The organism is Nonomuraea africana, assembly GCF_014873535.1.
GTDB lineage: Bacteria > Actinomycetota > Actinomycetes > Streptosporangiales > Streptosporangiaceae > Nonomuraea > Nonomuraea africana.
Map to the genome: position 1 here is coordinate 7,251,266 of NZ_JADBEF010000001.1, position 15,625 is coordinate 7,266,890.

A 15,625-nucleotide genomic window follows, 5' to 3' on the forward strand; every position below is an offset into this window, starting at 1 on the left:
CAGAGTCGGAATTCACTCGCGATCCTGAGCGGAGCAGGCCCACGTAACCAGAGGAAGGAGCCGCGAAATGGCGGTCATCGTTTTCATGCACGCGTTCGGATCCAGCGGGCGCGCCTGGCAGCCGCAGATCCGCCAGTTGGGAGACAGCCATCGGGTGCTCGCTCCTGACCTACCCGGTCACGGCGCGACGCCGGGACCGTTCTCGCTGGAACGGGCAGTCGCATCGATTCGTTCGGTGATCCTTGGCGAGGCCGAGCCCGTCCACCTCGTGGCTGTCTCCGGTTCGGTCAGCGTGGCGCTGCTGGTCGCGCTGGCCGAGCCAGCTCAGGTCGCTGGCTTGATCTTGTCCGGGGGTACGGCACACGGCGGGCGCGGAGACGCTGTGCAACGCCTCATGGTGCGCCTGATGCCGGAGGGGCTGATCGTGAGCATCCTCAAGGGCATGTACGCCGGAGGCAAGGCCGAACACCTGGACCAGGCCGCCCAGGACCTGCGCCACGCGGGGAAGGCCACCATCCTCGCGGGACTGGCGGAGCTGGGCCGGCTCGATCTGCGCGACCGACTCGGCGAGATCAAGGTCCCGGCCCTCGTGCTCAACGGAGCCAAGGACAAGGCCAACCTGCCGCATGCCGAGGAGATCGCCGCCGGCATTCACGGCGCCGAACACCGGGTGATCCCGAACGCCGGTCACATCTGGAATCTCGAGCAGCCCGAGCTGTTCACCCGGACAATCCACGAGTTCGTCAGGGCGGTGTCGGCGCCCAGCCCGTCCAGCACCCGGGCGTAGGCACTTTCCAGCGCACTGGCCATCTCGGCAAGATGCCCGGCTGGTTCCAGTGCTAGCGAGGTCAGCACGCGTGGCCGCCCCTGGTCCCACGCATCCCCGCCCAGCAGTCGGGCCCGCGGGTCGCTCCATCGATCCGAGCCCTCGGCGAACACATCCCGCCGCCGCAACCCCTGGTGCCAGTGCATGAGGGCGCACAGCACGAACGCGGCCTTGTCGATGTGCCTTTCAGGGAGGTCGAGGTTGCGGTAGATCAACGGCCGCCACGATCCGGGAATCAGTTCATCGTGGTCGGCGATGTTCGCCGGGCCGTGGCGGCGGTGGTTCTTGGCCATCGCCGCAGCGGCGCGCACCATCGCCGGCACCGCCGCCCCGGCCTCGACCGCCCGGAACTGGATGGTGGTCAGCAGCGACTCGATGAAGCCCTGCACCGTGCGCAGGGCGTATGACCACGTCTTCCTGACCGCCTGGGGCGGCCCCATCTACCCCACCACGGTCACGAACTTGCCCCGCAAGCTAATCGAGGCCCACAACAAGACCACCGCCGACAAGCTCCCGATGATCCGCCTACACGACCTCCGCCACCTGCACGCGACCATGCTGCTCCTGGCTGGCGTCCCCGTTCACATCGTCGCGGCTCCGGCGAGCTGTCTCGCGCGGCTGGGACTACGAGCAGCGAGGCTCTGCGTTCGCCCTCACCGTCGCTGAGGATGAGCTGGCCACCCCGCCAGGCCACTACGACACCTGATTCTGATCCCTGTTAGCCGCGAGTCCAGAGGATGGAGCTACCGAAGATCGACTAAGGCTCTGTCAGCAAGGGTGTTAGCCAAAGGCCCCCTGTGATCATCACAGAGGGCCTTTCACCTGGAGCCGCCTTCGGGATTCGAACCCGAGACCCCTTCATTACGGAGCAAAATCGAACATAGGTTCGATGATTGAGATAGCCCTCTACGGCCAGCATCGGACCGTCCGTCGGCGTCCACCTACGTCCGCGATCGACTTCCGTCGTTGTCACCCAGTTAGACACCCAGAGCCCAAAGCAAAGAAGGCGCTTCGCGCGCCCCTTGGGCGCTCCGCGCTGGGACGCTTCGCGCCCAAAAGCGGCTGCACCATCTTTTGGGGTTGATCTCGAGATGCAGCAGGGAGGGGCCTACATGTCCGGCACGGCTCACGATGACTGCGCCCGGTGATCCCCCCAGAATGGTTCAGCCGCTCCTGGACGCGAAGCGTCCCAGCGCGAAGCGCGGACAAGGCGCGCGAAGCACCGCTACGGAACTCAGACTTCACACTGTAGCCGGGGACAGGGGGACAGCCTGTCCCCGACAGTGTCCCCGGACGTTCTCAGCGTTTCCCCTGGTCAGCACTCGTTCGGGGACAGCAGGGACACTTCCTACCTCACTGCCCCGGCGGGCTCTCGCTCCAGATCGCTCAGCAGTACGAGAAGCTGCTTGGCCAAAGCGTGTTCAAGCCTCCTGAACTCATCGAGCTGGATCGAGACGTTGCGCTGAACCTGGATTGCCCTTCCGCCGGTGGAAGGCTCGAATAGGTCCGCCACCACGCCGTAGGGCTCACTGCCGCCGACGGAATAGACGACCGCTCCCCGCCGCAAGCGTGGACATGAGACCAGCGCGTCGGGGATACAGGTCAAGCAGGTTGGGGGCGCGTTCGTGTACCCGGCCGTTCCCGGCGCGCCATTGGGCCCGTCGGCCAGCAGCCACCAGATTCGGCCAGTGGCACGGTCAACGGCGGAGTCTCCGCACACCTGGCACAACCGGTGAAGCATGCATCGTCGCTATCTGAGGGTGTTCACCAACTTCCACTCTGGGCGCCCTCGTGTTGAGAGCCCCTGCCGAGCCCATAGGACGCCGTACATCCAGTCCTGTGGGCGTGGGTCTGCGTAGGCGAGCCGGAGTCCAGCCGCTTCGTCAGCCCACGCGAACCCGAGAGGGTGCGGCACGGTCTCCTCGAACCAGGCCGTGATGTAGGGCACGCGAAGGGCTGTGGTCAGGCAAGGCTTCCCGTGTGGAGTGGGTCAGCACACCTCTATGGTTGGGCTATTACGCAATAGCGTAAAGGTGCAGGAGCGCTATAGCGCCAGAATCATGGGACGGTGCAGGTTGATCCGAACTCATTCACGCCGCTCTACCGGCAGGTGGCCGACCTTCTGCGCGCCCAGATCGAAGAGGGCGAGCTACGGCCCGGAGACAAGCTCAAGAACGAGGATGCCCTGGCGGAGGAGTTCGGCACCGGTAAGGCCACGGTCCGCCAGGCGCTTCGACTGCTGCGGGCTGAGGGGCTCATCGATACGGAGAACCGGCGCGGCAGTACCGTGCGGAAGCCGCCGGAGCTGACGGTGGTAAGCCTCGAAAAGCCCGCGAGGATCACTGCACGAATGCCGACAGCCAAGGAGCGTACGGCCTTGAGCGTGCCCGAGGGTGAACCGGTGTTGGTCATTACCTACGCCGACGGCCGCACTGAGGTGCTGGCGCGGTCAGCGATCGACGCTGGCCCGTTGACGGACGATCAGTGACGCGCCCAAGACAAGAGTCTGGCTCGCCCACTCGATAATGGGCTATGGCCAAGCTTCCCGAAGAAGTCCGATCCAGCCTGCGCTTTTTCGCCTTCTACCTCGCCAACGGAACCCTAGACATGGAGTTGCTCGAGGACATCGACTACAGGCCAGCCTTGGTTGACTTCGGCTCCACGCTGGAGATGGTCTTCACCATCTACACCAACGTGCTGGAGATCGATGAAGATGGTCTGGTAGACGACGGACACGCCCAGTACCGGGTAGCCCAATGGATCCGCCGATACTGCGATCCTAGCTACGTGGTCGACCCCCCGTTCGAAGAGTGGGAGACCCGTTTGATCGGCCCTTGATGCCGCCAGCGGTCCCGGCCCGTGCTCACTTCGAACCTGCAGGCAATAGACACCCAGTTAGACACCCAAAGGCCCCCTGAGATCTCTCAGGGGGCCTTTGACCTGGAGCCGCCTTCGGGATTCGAACCCGAGACCCCTTCATTACGAGTGAAGTGCTCTGGCCGACTGAGCTAAGGCGGCGCGCCATACGGCGTGTTGAAGTCTACAGGAGCCGGAGGGGTCCTCGCGCCCTCCGATCACTCGATCTCCGGACACCGCATGCCATCCCTCGGAATCCGCCCCCACACCAGGTATGCGTCCACCGTTCCGTCCACACAGGACGAGCCGTTCAGGTACGCGGTGTGGCCGTCGCCGTCCAGGGTGAGGAGCACACCCGACTCCAGTTGCGCGGCCATCGCGCGGGCCCAGCCGTACGGCGTGGCGGGGTCTCGCGTGGTGCCCACGACCAGGATCGGGGGCGCGCCGCGCGCCGCCAGCGGTCGGTTGGGCTCCGCGGCGGGGACGGGCCAGAAGGCGCACGGCAGCGAGCCCCACATCACGTACGCCCCGAACCCCGGCGCGCGCCGTTCGGCCGCCTTCGCCGCCGTCGCGAAGGCGGAGAGCTTGCCGGGGTAGGGGCTGTCGACGCAGTTGACGGCCATGTTGGCCTCGGTCTGGTTGGAGTAGGTGCCGTCCCGCGCCCGTCCGACGAGCTGGTCGGCGCTGTGCAGGAGCAGCTCGCCCTCGCCGGTCGAGGCCTGGCGGAGCGCCTCCGTGAGCACGGGCCACGTGCGCCGGTCGTAGAGCGGCGTCAGCGCGCCCAGCGTGGCCAGAGCCTCGGTGACCGAGCGTCCGTCTCCCCGCAGGGGTTCCTCGTCGGTACGGCGCAGCAGGGACGTGAGCTCGGCCACCGCCCCGTCCACCGTACGGCTCGTCAGCGGGCAGTCGGGGATGGCGAAGCAGTGCTCGGCGTAGGCCTTGAACGCGACGGAGAAGCCCTCCGCCTGCCCCTCGTTCAGCTCGACGCGGTTCAGGGCGGGATCGACGGCCCCGTCGAGGACGAGCGCACGCACCCTGGTGGGGAACAGGTCGGCGTACATGGCGCCCAAGTAGGTGCCGTACGACTTGCCCAGGTAGGTCAGGCGCTCGTCGCCGAGGGCGGCGCGGAGCACGTCCATGTCGCGGGCGGCGTTCGCCGTCCCGATGTGGGGCAGCAGGCGCGGCGACATGGCCTGGCAGCCATCGGCGAACCTGCGGGAGCCCTCCTCCAGAGCGGCCAGCTCGGCCGGGGAGTCGGGGGTCGCGTCGAGGGCGAGGAAGGCGTCGAGCCCCTTGTCGCTCAGGCACTCCACCGGCGCGGATTCGCCGACGCCGCGCGGGTCGAAGGCGACGACGTCGAACCGGTCGCGCACCTGGGGGCTGAGCACCGATCGCGCGGCCCTCCCGTAGTCGATGCCGGATCCGCCCGGACCGCCGGGGTTGATCACAATGGAGCCGAGGCGGTCGCCGGTGGCGGGGAGGCGGATCACGCTGATGGCGAGCTCTTCACCCCGAGGGTGGCGGTAGTCGAGGGGGACCCTCAGCTTGGCGCACTCGAACCCGTCACCGCAGTCGTCCCAGGCCGGCCGCTGGTCGTAGAAGCCTTGAGACAGGGTGTCGGTGCCGCATGCCGTGATCGTCAGGCTCACGGCGACACCCATCACGGCCGCGCGACGCCACAACCGCCCGAGCCGCCTCCTCACCTCGCCCGTCGCCCTCCTCGCCTCCCGCCTCGAGCCCCGTGGTGGGTCCTACGCCTCGTCGGCTGGAGGGCGGTCGTCGGCTCCGTACGTCGAGTCGTAGGCCTTGCGGGGACCGCACACGCTCGCCTTCGAGCACGAGCATCTCCGGCCGCCGTCGTTGAGCCTGACCACCACCGAGTCGGAGGGGACGTTGTGCCCCACCACGGTTCCGGCGCCTTCGGGCGTGTCGACGGCGAGGCCGACGCGTGGTGCGGTGGCCCTGAACTCCTGGTAGAGCGGATGTTCGTACTTCAGGCAGCACATGAGCCGACCGCAGGCCCCCGCGATGCGCAGCGGGTTGACCGGGAGGTCCTGCTCCTTGGCCATCCGCACCGAGACAGGCTCGAAGTCCTTGAGGAACGTGGCGCAGCACAGGTCGCGTCCGCACGGTCCGATGCCGCCCTGCAGCCTCGCCTCGTCGCGCGGTCCGATCTGGCGCAGTTCGACCCTGGCGCGCAGGTTACGAGCCAGGTCGCGGACCAGCGCGCGGAAGTCGACGCGATGCGGGGCCGAGAAGTAGACCGTGTAGACGTTGTCGCTGTCGAGGTAGTCGACGCCCACCACCTTCATCGGCAGCGTGTGACGCTTGATGAGCCGCTTGGAGACGCTTCGGGCCTCGGCGCGCCTGCGTTTGTTGGTCTCGTCGCGGGACAGGTGCTCGTCAGCCGCGAGCCCCTGACACACGGGCAGGCCGTCGATCTCCTCGCTGGTGTACTGCGGCGCCCACACACACTCGGCGACTTCCGGGCCCGAGTCGGTGGGCACCAGCACCTTGTCGCCCACCTTGGGAGTGTGCCCGCCGGGGTCGAGGTAGTAGAGCCTTCCGTAACGGGTGAAGCTCACGGCCATGATCATTCCCATGGGCTCGCGCTCGCCTCCTGACGGCCTCGTGGTTCGTACGGCCTTCCGCCCCCACCTTACGAGAGGCTCTGCCCGTTAGGGAGCTGTGCAGACCCCGCCATCCTGGTCGTAGACCCCCGACGTGAAGCGCTCGATCAGGTCGGCCTGGTCGCGGAAGCATGCGTGATTGACCACCGTTGCCACGCCGTCGAGGTCACTCGCCGCGACGACCACCGCCCCGCCGCCGACGCCCGGCCGCAGCTTCACCCTGAACGATTCCGGCATGTCGCTGACCTTGACGATCGAGCGAAGCTCGCCGCTGGAGCTGGACTGCTGGAACTTCCTGTAGGCGGTCTCCTGATCCTCGAACACCACGGACTCGACCTCCGGTCTTGCCAGGAGCGCCTGCTTGATCGCGCCGCGGTCAGGGGGCGGACTCTGCAGGCACCTCACGAGCGGTGAGTTCTCCCGGCAGAGAAACACCGCGATCTCCGGCTCTCCCTGGCTCCATTTCGCCGGCACCATGCCCGCCGCCAGCACGGGAAGAGGCGCCTGGTGCATCGGTCTGAGCACGAGGAACATGGCCACCCCGGCCACCGCGGCCGCCACGGCGACCAGGCGCAGATCGACGCGAGAACGCCGGCCCCCCGCCGGTGCTCGCAGCGGTGTCACCGTCTCGTGCTCGATCGTGGCGCCGGCCGCGACCAGGGCATCGCGAAGGCGGTCTTCCATCGGGCTGTTCATGCGTCCTCCCCAAGTGCGCGGGCCAGAGCCGACAGGCCCCTGGCGATGGTGGATCGGGCGGTGCTCCCGCTCACGCCCATGGCGGCGGCCACTTCCTGGTCGGTGAGGTCGAAGTAGTAGCGCAGCGTCAGCGCCTCGCGCTGACGCTGGGGCAAACCCTGCAGCGCCACGAGCACCTCCCTGCGCTCCTCACCGAGCAGGGCCGCGCTCTCCGCCGACCAGACCGGCGGCTCGTACGGCACCGGCCGTCTGAACACCGTGGCGCGGCGCCGCAGCACCGACCTGCAGCCGTTGAGCACGGCGGAGCGGACGTAGGCCAGCGCGCTGTCGGGATCTCGCAGCCTGGCCCGACCCGCGTGGGTGCGGGCGAACGCCGGAAGACGAGGAACCGGAAGATGACGGGCCGAGGACTCCCGGGGAGCCAAGCTCAGGGGCGGCGCAGGCCCAGCATCATCGCCTCCACCGCGATCTGGGGGTTCACGTTCGCCGCCAGCCGCTCCCTGCACTGCATGATCACATCGATCCGCCGCAGCGTCTCCTCAGCCGTCGACCCTCTGGCGATCGAGTCGAGCTCGAACCGATGGTCGTCGTTGGCCAGCTCCACCGTCGCCCCGAGCTGCATCGCCAGAACGTCGCGGTAGTACGACACCAGCTCGAGCAACGCGCCGTCCAGGGAGTCGCGCTTCACGCGGGTGGCGCGCGACTTCTGCCGGTCCTCGAGCTCCCTCAACGCCCCGGCGCCGCCCCTGACCAGCCCCCTGTTCAGGCCCTTGCCCGTGGACCCCTCGCCGTAGAGCCTGCGCAGGTCTGACGTCTCGCTCTCGTTCAGGAGCGTGGTGGCCGCGGCGGCCTCCTCCTCGGCGGTCTTCACCAGCCGCTCGGCCGCCGTGATGCACTCCCCCACCCCGCTCAGCGAACGGGGGATCGCCAGCACGGCGTCGCGGCGCCGCCGTACGCCTTCGTCGAGAGCGAGCTGGCGGGCACGGGCGAGGTCTCCCTGGGAGGCCCGCGCGGCGAAGGTGGCCATCTCCCACGGCACACCGTCGCGGGTGGCCAGCACGTGCGCGACGGCCTCGCCCGAGGGCGTGACGAGGCTGACGACCCTGCACCTGGACCTGATCGTGATGATCATGTCGTCGGGGGCGGGCGCGCACAGCAGCCAGACGGTCCGCGGCGGCGGCTCCTCGATGGCCTTGAGCAGCGCGTTGGCCGCCGACTCCGTGACCCGGTCGGCGTTCTCGAACAGGATGACCCGCCACCGGCCCTGGGTGGGCGCGCCCGCAGCGCGCAGGATGAGCTCGCGGGTCTGCTTGACGCTGTAGGACAGCCCCTCGGGTTTGACCGCCTCGAGGTCGGGGTGCGAGCCGATCATCACCTGGTGGCACTGGTCGCAGTGGCCGCAGCCGCCCGACGGGCACATCAGCGCGGCGGCGAAGGCCCGCGCCGCGTCCTCGCGGCCCGATCCGGGCGGTCCCGTGAACAGCCAGGCGTGCGTCATGCCCGCGCCCCGCCCGCCCGCGACCGCCTCCGCGGCGGCGTGGGCTGCCCGCGAGAGTACGGCTGAAGCCTGCTCCTGGCCCACCAGGTCGTCGAAGACGCTCACCGGCCCAAGGTTAGTCGCGGATGGCGGGCATGGTGCCGGTGATGTCCTCGGACTCGCTCGGCACCGGGTCGGGCAGGATCTCGCGCACCCTGTCCTGGACGGCCCTGCTGATCTCCTCCTGCGACAGCGTGCCGTCGACCACGAGATAGCGGTCGGGCGCGGCCGCGGCCAGCGAGCGGAACTCCTTGCGCACCCGCTCGTGGAAGGCGAGCGGCTCGGACTCGATCCGGTCGGCCGCGCCGCCCAGCCTGGTCAGCCCGATCGACGGCGGAGTGTCGATCAGCACGGTCAGATGCGGGACGAGGCCGCCCGTGGCCCAGGCGTTGACCTTGGACACGTCGGAGGGGTCGAGCGCCCTGCCCGCCCCCTGATAGGCGAGCGAGGAGTCGACGTAGCGGTCGGTGATCACCAGCGCGCCCCTGTGGAGGGCCGGCCTGATCACCTTCTCCACGTGCTCGGCCCGGTCGGCGGCGTAGAGGAGGGCCTCCGCCCTGGGTGACAGTCCCTTCTCGGCCGCGTCGAGCAGGATCGCGCGCAGCCGCATGCCGACCTTGGTCGAGCCGGGCTCCCTCGTCTGCACGACATCGAACCCCTGGTCACGCAGCCAGATCGCGAGCAGCCTGGACTGCGTCGTCTTCCCCGAACCTTCGCCGCCCTCGAAGGCGATGAACACCCCCGGCACTTCTTCCACGACCCCCGGTGAATAGCTCTCGCCACGCAGCGCGGCGAGCAGGTCCTCCGAGAGTGGCACACCTCGCCTGTCGTCCATGTGGCGCAACGCCAGCATGCCCACGACCATCGCGAACACACCACCCAGGAGCAGCACCAGGTTGGCGCCGTCGAAGACGTAGGAGCCCACCAGATGGCTGCCGAACAGGCCCGCGACAGGCCCGGCCACCGCCACCACGAGCAGGAGCGTGACCCGCGCGGTGGACTGCAGGAAGGAGAACGTCCGCCCGCGCAGGGAGTCGTCGACCTCCAGGCCGATGAGGGTGTAGCCGATGATCCACGCGATGCCCGCGCAGGCGCCGAGCACCACGGTCAGCATGACCACGATCACCAGGTTGTGGATGAGCGCGATCGCCGCCAGTGTCAGGCCCGCCACGGTGATGGCCAGCCCGAACAGCCGCCGCCGCGACAGCCCGGCCAGCAGCCGCGGCCCGAAGAACATGCCCGCCGCCATGCCGACGAAGACCGCGCCGAACACGACACCGTAGGCCGCGTCGCCGCCGCCCAGCGAGACCACGTAGACCTTCGCGACACCGATGACCGCGCCGCCTGCCGCGAACGCGCCCAGCATGCCCACGATCAGCCCGCGCACCAGCTGGTCGCGGCCCACAAAGCGCCAGCCCTCGACGATCTGCTTCAGCACCGAGGGCGTGGAGATGCCGCCGTCGCGCCCGGGCAGGTCGCGCAGCGTGAAGATCAGCGCTGCCGACACCAGGTAGGCGACCGCGTTGACGCCCAGCGCCAGATCCGTCGGCCGCATCCACGACAGGGCGGGTACGGCGGAGCCCGCCAGCTCCCCCGTCAGCGAGAGCACGGCGAACAGCAGCGCAGCGACGGGCGCCGTGCCGTACGTCACCAGCAGGTTGAGCTGGTTGGCCTGCTCGAGCCGCTCCTTCGGCACCAGGTTGGGCACCGTGGCGTCCTTGGCCGGCACCCAGAACAGGTTCACGCACTCGACCAGGAAGGTCGCGACGATCACCCACTGGTAGACGCCGACCAGCGGGATCGTCAGCACCAGGGCGAAGCGCGACAGGTCGGCCACGACCATGGTCAGCCGCCGGTCGAAGCGGTCGGCGAACGCCCCCGCCAGCGGCCCGAGCAGGATCGCGGGCAGCATCTTGGCGAGGAAGACGCCGCCGACGGCCAGGGACTGCGTCTGGAAGCCCTGTCCGGCGGTGAGGTTCCCGGCCAGGGCGGTCAGGGCGAGGATGTTGAGCCAGTCGCCGAGGCTGCAGACGGACATGGCCATCCACAGCCGGCGAAAGGGAGCAATAGCCAGCACATGGGCCGGTCTGCGGATGGTCATAGTGTCACAGTATCCAGGGGGGTTCGGGGGGCGAGCCTGATATGCCCGGCTGCTCGTGGCCTGAGGGTAATACCTAGAGACCCCCCTCGTGAGTGAGTTCGGCCAGCGTGATCTCAGGAGGTGCGCCCACGCGCACCGGTGGCCCCCAGAACCCCGCCCCTCTCGTGACGTACACGCGAACGCCGTCGATGGTCGCCAGGCCCGAGACCACCGGCTGCTGCATCGGGACGATCAGGTTGAAGGGCACCATCTGGCCGCCGTGGGTGTGCCCCGACAGCTGCAGATCGACCCCGTAGCCCGCGGCCTTCGCCACCTGGACCGGCTGGTGCGCGAGCAGCACCGAGGCCCTCGACCTGTCGCGCCCGCCCAGCGCCCGCTCGAAGTCGGGCCTCCCCGTGACGTCGTCGACGCCGGCCAGGTCGAGCACCGCTCCCCTGTGGACGATCTCCACCCGCTCGTTGCGCAGCGGCCGCACGTCGAGCCGCTCGAGCTCGGCCATCCACTCGCCGGGCCCGTTGGCCGTGTAGTACTCGTGATTTCCGGTCACGAAGTAGGACCCGTACCGCGACTGGAGGTCCTTGAGCGGCTCGGCCAGCGGCCCCAGCTCCGCGACCGTGCCGTCGACCAGGTCGCCGACGATCGCCACGTCGGCGTCGAGCTCGTTGATCATGCGGACGATCCGCTCGGTGTGCCGCCGCCCGGTCAGCGGCCCCAGGTGGATGTCGCTGACCACCGCGAACCGCAGCCCGCTCAGGCGCGGGTCGAGCCTGGCCAGCGCGATCCTGACCGGCTCCACGACCGGCGCGCCGAGCGCGGTGCTGATGCCGTACCCGACCGTGGCCAGGGCGCTGACGCCCGCTACCGCGGCCGTCGCGCGCCCCAGGAACAGCCGCCTGCTCCAGAGATCGGGCTCCGCGGGATCCACCTCTTGTACGGCAGGCGGCACGGTCAGCGCCTGGACCACCGGCGTCTTGCGGCGCAGCAGCACCACCGCCACGCCCCGCGGGATCTCCAGCAGCGCCAGGAAGACCACGAGGTAGAACATGAGCGCCAGCCACAGGAAGCCCGGCCAGGCCAGCCAGTGAGCGAACCCCGACCTCGAGGCCACCAGCGTGACCGGCACCAGCACGCCGAGGCCGACCAGCGACCAGGTGAGCGCCCTGCGGGCCCGGCCCGGACGGGTGGTGCCGCGCACCAGCCGCCGCCACAGGTAGTAGTGCACCCCTGCGACGGCCAGCGTCAGCACCAATCCGAAGACCACGGCGCCATGCTACGAGCCCCCACCGACAACCCGCGCCGACGCCCCTGAGAGTCTTCTCAGGACTTGGCGGCCGGCTTCTTCTTCGTCGTGGTCGTGGCCTTCTTGGCCGGAGCTTTCTTCTTCGGCGCGGGAGCGCGCTCCCGCCGTTCGGCCAGCAGTTCGGCGGCCCGCTCGATGGTGATGTCCTCGACCGTGTCGCCCTTGCGGAGCGAGGCGTTGGTCTCCCCGTCGGTGACGTAGGGCCCGAAGCGGCCCTCCTTGACCACGACCGGCTTCTTGGAGTTGGGGTCGTCGCCCAGCTCACGCAGCGGCGCGGCGGCGGCCGCGCGACGACCGCGCTGCTTCGGCTGCGCGAACAGCTCCTTGGCCTGCTCGATCGTGATCGTGAACAGCTCCTCCTCCGAGCCGATCGACCGGGAGTCGGTGCCCCTCTTGATGTAGGGGCCGAACTTGCCGTTCTGCGCGGTGACCTCCTCGCCGTCGATCTCGCCGACCACACGCGGGATCGACAGCAGCTTGAGCGCGTCGTCCAGCGTGATGGTGTCGAGCGACATCGACTTGAACAGCGAGCTGGTGCGCGGCTTCGGCGCGTCGGCCTTCTTCGTCCGCTTCTTCGGAGCGTCCTCGTCCTGCTCGGCAGGGAGAATCTCCGTCACGTAGGGCCCGAAGCGGCCGTCCTTGGCGACGATCATGTTCCCGCTCACCGGGTCCTTGCCCAGCTCGCGGTCGCCGGTCGGGCGGGAGAACAGCTCCTCGGCCTTCTCCGAGGTCAGCTCGTCGGGCGTCATGTCCTCGGGGATGTTGACCCGGACGCCCTCGCGGTCGAGGTAGGGACCGTAGCGGCCCACCCTGATCACGATGTCGCTGCCCCTGATGGGGAAGGAGCTGATCTCCTTGGCGTCGATCTCGCCGAGGTCGGTGACCATCTCCTTCAGGCCCTCGTCGCCCTCCTGGCCGTAGTAGAAGCGCTGCAGCTCGGGGACGCGCTCGGCCCTGTCGTTGGCGATGTCGTCGAGGACCTTCTCCATCTCGGCGGTGAAGTCGTAGTCGACGAGGTTGCCGAAGTGCTGCTCCAGCAGGTTGACCACGGCGAACGCCAGGAAGGAGGGCACCAGCGCGGTGCCCTTCTTGAACACGTAGCCCCTGTCGAGAATCGTGCCGATGATGGAGGCGTAGGTCGAAGGACGACCGATCTCGCGGTCCTCCAGCTCCTTGACCAGCGAGGCCTCGGTGTAGCGGGCCGGCGGCTTGGTCGAGTGCCCGGAGACGTCGAGCCTGCTGAGGTCGAGCGCGTCGCCCTCCACCAGGTTCGGCAGCCGCTTCTCGGAGTCGTCGCGGTCGGTGGCGGGGTCGTCCGCGCTCTCCACGTACGCCTTCAGGAAGCCGTAGAAGGTGATCGTGCGGCCCGAGGCGGTGAACTCGGCGCCGCCGCCGTCGACCTTCACGGTGACCGACTCGCCGACCGCGTCCTTCATCTGCGAGGCGACGGTGCGCTGCCAGATCAGCTCGTACAGGCGGAACATGTCGCCGCTCAGCCCGGTCTCGCCAGGCGTGCGGAACTCCTCGCCCGAGGGGCGGATCGCCTCGTGCGCCTCCTGCGCGTTCTTCACCTTGCTGGCGTAGACGCGCGGCTTGTCGGGCACGTACGCCGAGCCGTACAGCTTGATGGCCTGTGACCTGGCGGCCGCGACCGCGGTCTCCGACAGCGTGATGCTGTCGGTACGCATATAGGTGATGAAACCGTTCTCATAGAGCCGCTGCGCCACCTGCATGGTGTACTTCGCCGAGAAACCCAGCTTCCTGCTGGCCTCCTGCTGCAGCGTGGTCGTCCTGAACGGCGCGTACGGCTTGCGGGTGTAGGGCTTGCGCTCCACCGACCTGACGGCGAACGACGCGCCCCTGAGCCGGCCGGCCAGCTCGCCGGCGGCCTGCTCGGAAAGGTGAAGGACGTTGGCGTTCTTCAGCTGCCCATCGGAGCCGAAGTCGCGGCCCTGCGCGACGCGCTTGCCGTCGACGCCGGTCAGCGTGGCGGTGAAGTCGCGCGGCGTCTCCTCGGGCTTGCGTGAGTCGAACAGCGCCGACAGGTCCCAGTAGTGGGCGGCGGTGAACGCCATGCGCTCGCGCTCGCGCTCCACGACCAGGCGCGTCGCCACCGACTGCACGCGGCCGGCGGACAGCCGCGGCTTGACCTTCTTCCACAGCACGGGACTGACCTCGTAGCCGTAGAGGCGGTCGAGGATGCGCCTGGTCTCCTGAGCGTCGACCAGCCGGAGGTTGAGGTCGCGCGGATTGGCCACGGCGTCACGGATCGCCTGCGGGGTGATCTCGTGGAAGACCATGCGGTGCACGGGCACCTTGGGCTTGAGCACCTCACGCAGGTGCCACGCGATGGCCTCGCCCTCGCGGTCCTCGTCAGTGGCAAGGTAGAGCTCGTCGGCGTCCTTCAGCAGCTGCTTGAGCTTGCTGACCTGAGCCTTCTTGTCGGGATTGACGACATACAGCGGCTCGAATTCGTGGTCGACGTTGACGCCGAGGCGTGCCCATGCCTCCCCCTTGTACTTCTCGGGGATGTCATCTGCCTTCTCGGGCAGGTCGCGGATGTGGCCGATGCTGGACTCGACGATGTAGCCGCGCCCAAGGTAGCCCGCGATCGTCTTCGCCTTGGCCGGCGACTCGACGATCACCAGGCGGTTTCCGCCGGCGCTGCCGTTGTTGGCTGGCACGCTGCTTCCTACCTCGCTGTTCGCTTGCTTATCCCCCTGCCGGGAGCGGGCACAGATCTGAAAGGTAACCCGTGTCGGGGGATTTTCCTTCCCCCGGGCTCACTGTCTCACTCAAGGACGCAGAATAAGGCCGAGTGAGTGCCGTCGCTCCCTAACTCACCCTGGAGACTAATCGCTGTGCTGGCCTACTCCTACATGGATGTCTATATCCCCCGCGACACTTCGCGCGAAGCCGCACGTCAGATGCTGACCGAACATGCTGAATACGGGCAGTGGGAACTGGCCAGGGTGCGACTGTACCCCGACGGCAGCAGACATGTACGGCTACGCCGCAAGATCATCCGTGTCCGAAGCACTCTCTGACATGGCTTTGCCCGTTCCGGGGCCGCGCCCCCCAGAACGGGCAAAGCGTCTACCTTTGCCCACCCCGGGACGATGCGCCCTCTCGGTGCGGGCAAAGCGTCTTTCTCCAGGCCCGCGTCCGATGAACCTGCGGGTCTAGCGGTCTACCTGTGCCCGCCCCGATGAGTCTGGGGGCCTGGCGGTCTGCCGCTGCCCGCTCACTGTGAGCTTACGGGCCTTGCGGGTCTAACTGTGCCCGCACCCCGATGAACCTGCGGGTCTAGCGGTCTGCCTGCGCCTGCAGCTGATGAGCCTGGGGCCTGACGGTCTACCTGTGCCCGCACACCGTGAGCCTACGGGCCTTGCGGGTCCACCTGCACCCGATGAACCTGAGGGCAGCGCGTCCGCTTGGGCCCCGCCGAGGACGTGAGTCGCCACTGCGGGCCAGGCATCCGGTGCTCCCCTTCGGGAACGGGCTCCCCTTCGAGAACGGGCTCCCCTTCGAGGCATGGGCTCCCTCTTCGGGCGCTCCCCCTTCGGGAAGTGGGCTCCCCTTTGGGGAACGGACTCCCCTTCGAGGAACGGGCTTTGCCCGCCCCCTGGATGGGAGCGGGCAGTGGGGTCCTTGGCTACTCACCCGCCGGCTGCGGGCG

13 protein-coding genes and 1 tRNA gene are annotated in these 15,625 nt (G+C 68.7%); 4 read left to right on the forward strand and 10 right to left on the reverse strand.

Features of this window, described 5'->3' with window-relative positions:
• The first annotated feature begins 67 nt into the window (after positions 1-67).
• Positions 68-787, forward strand: a complete 720-nt coding sequence (locus tag H4W81_RS34455; RefSeq protein WP_192778619.1) for an alpha/beta fold hydrolase — start codon at positions 68-70, stop codon at positions 785-787.
• On the opposite strand, the gene H4W81_RS34460 is transcribed toward H4W81_RS34455, so the two are convergent.
• Positions 688-1,266 carry a hypothetical protein gene (locus H4W81_RS34460; RefSeq protein WP_192778620.1) on the reverse strand — a complete coding sequence of 193 codons (579 nt, stop codon included), beginning with the start codon at positions 1,264-1,266 and terminating at the stop codon, positions 688-690. The genes H4W81_RS34455 and H4W81_RS34460 overlap by 100 nt on opposite strands.
• 1,628 nt (positions 1,267-2,894) lie before the next feature.
• On the opposite strand from H4W81_RS34460, the gene H4W81_RS34465 reads away from it, so the two are divergent.
• Both H4W81_RS34465 and H4W81_RS34470 read left to right on the forward strand, forming a co-directional pair.
• Positions 2,895-3,314 carry a GntR family transcriptional regulator gene (locus H4W81_RS34465; protein ID WP_192778621.1) on the forward strand — a complete coding sequence of 140 codons (420 nt, stop codon included), beginning with the start codon at positions 2,895-2,897 and terminating at the stop codon, positions 3,312-3,314.
• Between the two features lie 44 nt (positions 3,315-3,358).
• Positions 3,359-3,664, forward strand: a complete 306-nt coding sequence (locus H4W81_RS34470; protein ID WP_192778622.1) for a DUF7677 family protein — start codon at positions 3,359-3,361, stop codon at positions 3,662-3,664.
• Between the two features lie 103 nt (positions 3,665-3,767).
• Here the strand turns inward: H4W81_RS34470 and H4W81_RS34475 are convergent.
• The 9 genes from H4W81_RS34475 to topA form a co-directional block, all read right to left on the reverse strand.
• Positions 3,768-3,844, reverse strand: a tRNA-Thr gene (locus H4W81_RS34475).
• A gap of 56 nt (positions 3,845-3,900) precedes the next feature.
• The gene (locus H4W81_RS34480) at positions 3,901-5,331 is read right to left on the reverse strand and encodes an alpha/beta hydrolase (RefSeq protein ID WP_318782177.1); all 1,431 of its coding nucleotides are present in this window, start codon (positions 5,329-5,331) and stop codon (positions 3,901-3,903) included.
• 102 nt (positions 5,332-5,433) lie between these two features.
• Positions 5,434-6,279: a PSP1 domain-containing protein gene (locus tag H4W81_RS34485; protein ID WP_192781223.1), complete on the reverse strand. Its 846-nt coding sequence runs from the start codon at positions 6,277-6,279 to the stop codon at positions 5,434-5,436.
• An 81-nt stretch (positions 6,280-6,360) separates the two neighbouring features.
• Entirely contained in the window at positions 6,361-7,008 is a 648-nt protein-coding gene (locus H4W81_RS34490; protein WP_192778623.1) for a permease-like cell division protein FtsX, read from the reverse strand.
• Positions 7,005-7,433, reverse strand: coding sequence for a sigma-70 family RNA polymerase sigma factor (locus H4W81_RS34495; RefSeq protein WP_225958934.1), 429 nt, complete (start codon positions 7,431-7,433; stop codon positions 7,005-7,007). The genes H4W81_RS34490 and H4W81_RS34495 overlap by 4 nt, the downstream gene beginning before the upstream one ends.
• Before the next feature lie 2 nt (positions 7,434-7,435).
• Positions 7,436-8,611 (reverse strand): DNA polymerase III subunit delta', encoded by a 1,176-nt coding sequence (locus H4W81_RS34500; protein ID WP_192778624.1) that lies wholly within the window; start codon positions 8,609-8,611, stop codon positions 7,436-7,438.
• 10 nt (positions 8,612-8,621) lie between these two features.
• A complete protein-coding gene (gene tmk, locus H4W81_RS34505; RefSeq protein ID WP_192778625.1) occupies positions 8,622-10,646 on the reverse strand; it encodes a dTMP kinase in 2,025 nt (674 codons plus the stop codon).
• Positions 10,647-10,719: 73 nt separating this feature from the next.
• Complete coding sequence (locus tag H4W81_RS34510) at positions 10,720-11,907, reverse strand: metallophosphoesterase (RefSeq protein ID WP_192778626.1); 1,188 nt, start codon at positions 11,905-11,907, stop codon at positions 10,720-10,722.
• Positions 11,908-11,963: 56 nt separating this feature from the next.
• A complete protein-coding gene (gene topA, locus H4W81_RS34515; RefSeq protein WP_192778627.1) occupies positions 11,964-14,630 on the reverse strand; it encodes a type I DNA topoisomerase in 2,667 nt (888 codons plus the stop codon).
• Between the two features lie 177 nt (positions 14,631-14,807).
• On the opposite strand from topA, the gene H4W81_RS34520 reads away from it, so the two are divergent.
• The gene (locus H4W81_RS34520) at positions 14,808-14,993 is read left to right on the forward strand and encodes a DUF5703 family protein (protein ID WP_192778628.1); all 186 of its coding nucleotides are present in this window, start codon (positions 14,808-14,810) and stop codon (positions 14,991-14,993) included.
• The last annotated feature ends 632 nt before the right edge of the window (positions 14,994-15,625 follow it).

What these genes read in the sequence shown, in the direction of transcription:
- tmk (WP_192778625.1), bottom strand. Translation starts at nt 10,646, where the DNA reads ATGACCATCCGCAGACCGGCCCATGTGCTGGCTATTGCTCCCTTTCGC.
- H4W81_RS34485 (WP_192781223.1), bottom strand. Translation starts at nt 6,279, where the DNA reads ATGATCATGGCCGTGAGCTTCACCCGTTACGGAAGGCTCTACTACCTC.
- H4W81_RS34460 (WP_192778620.1), bottom strand. Translation starts at nt 1,266, where the DNA reads ATGGGGCCGCCCCAGGCGGTCAGGAAGACGTGGTCATACGCCCTGCGC.
- H4W81_RS34455 (WP_192778619.1), top strand. Translation starts at nt 68, where the DNA reads ATGGCGGTCATCGTTTTCATGCACGCGTTCGGATCCAGCGGGCGCGCC.
- H4W81_RS34470 (WP_192778622.1), top strand. Translation starts at nt 3,359, where the DNA reads ATGGCCAAGCTTCCCGAAGAAGTCCGATCCAGCCTGCGCTTTTTCGCC.
- H4W81_RS34490 (WP_192778623.1), bottom strand. Translation starts at nt 7,008, where the DNA reads ATGAACAGCCCGATGGAAGACCGCCTTCGCGATGCCCTGGTCGCGGCC.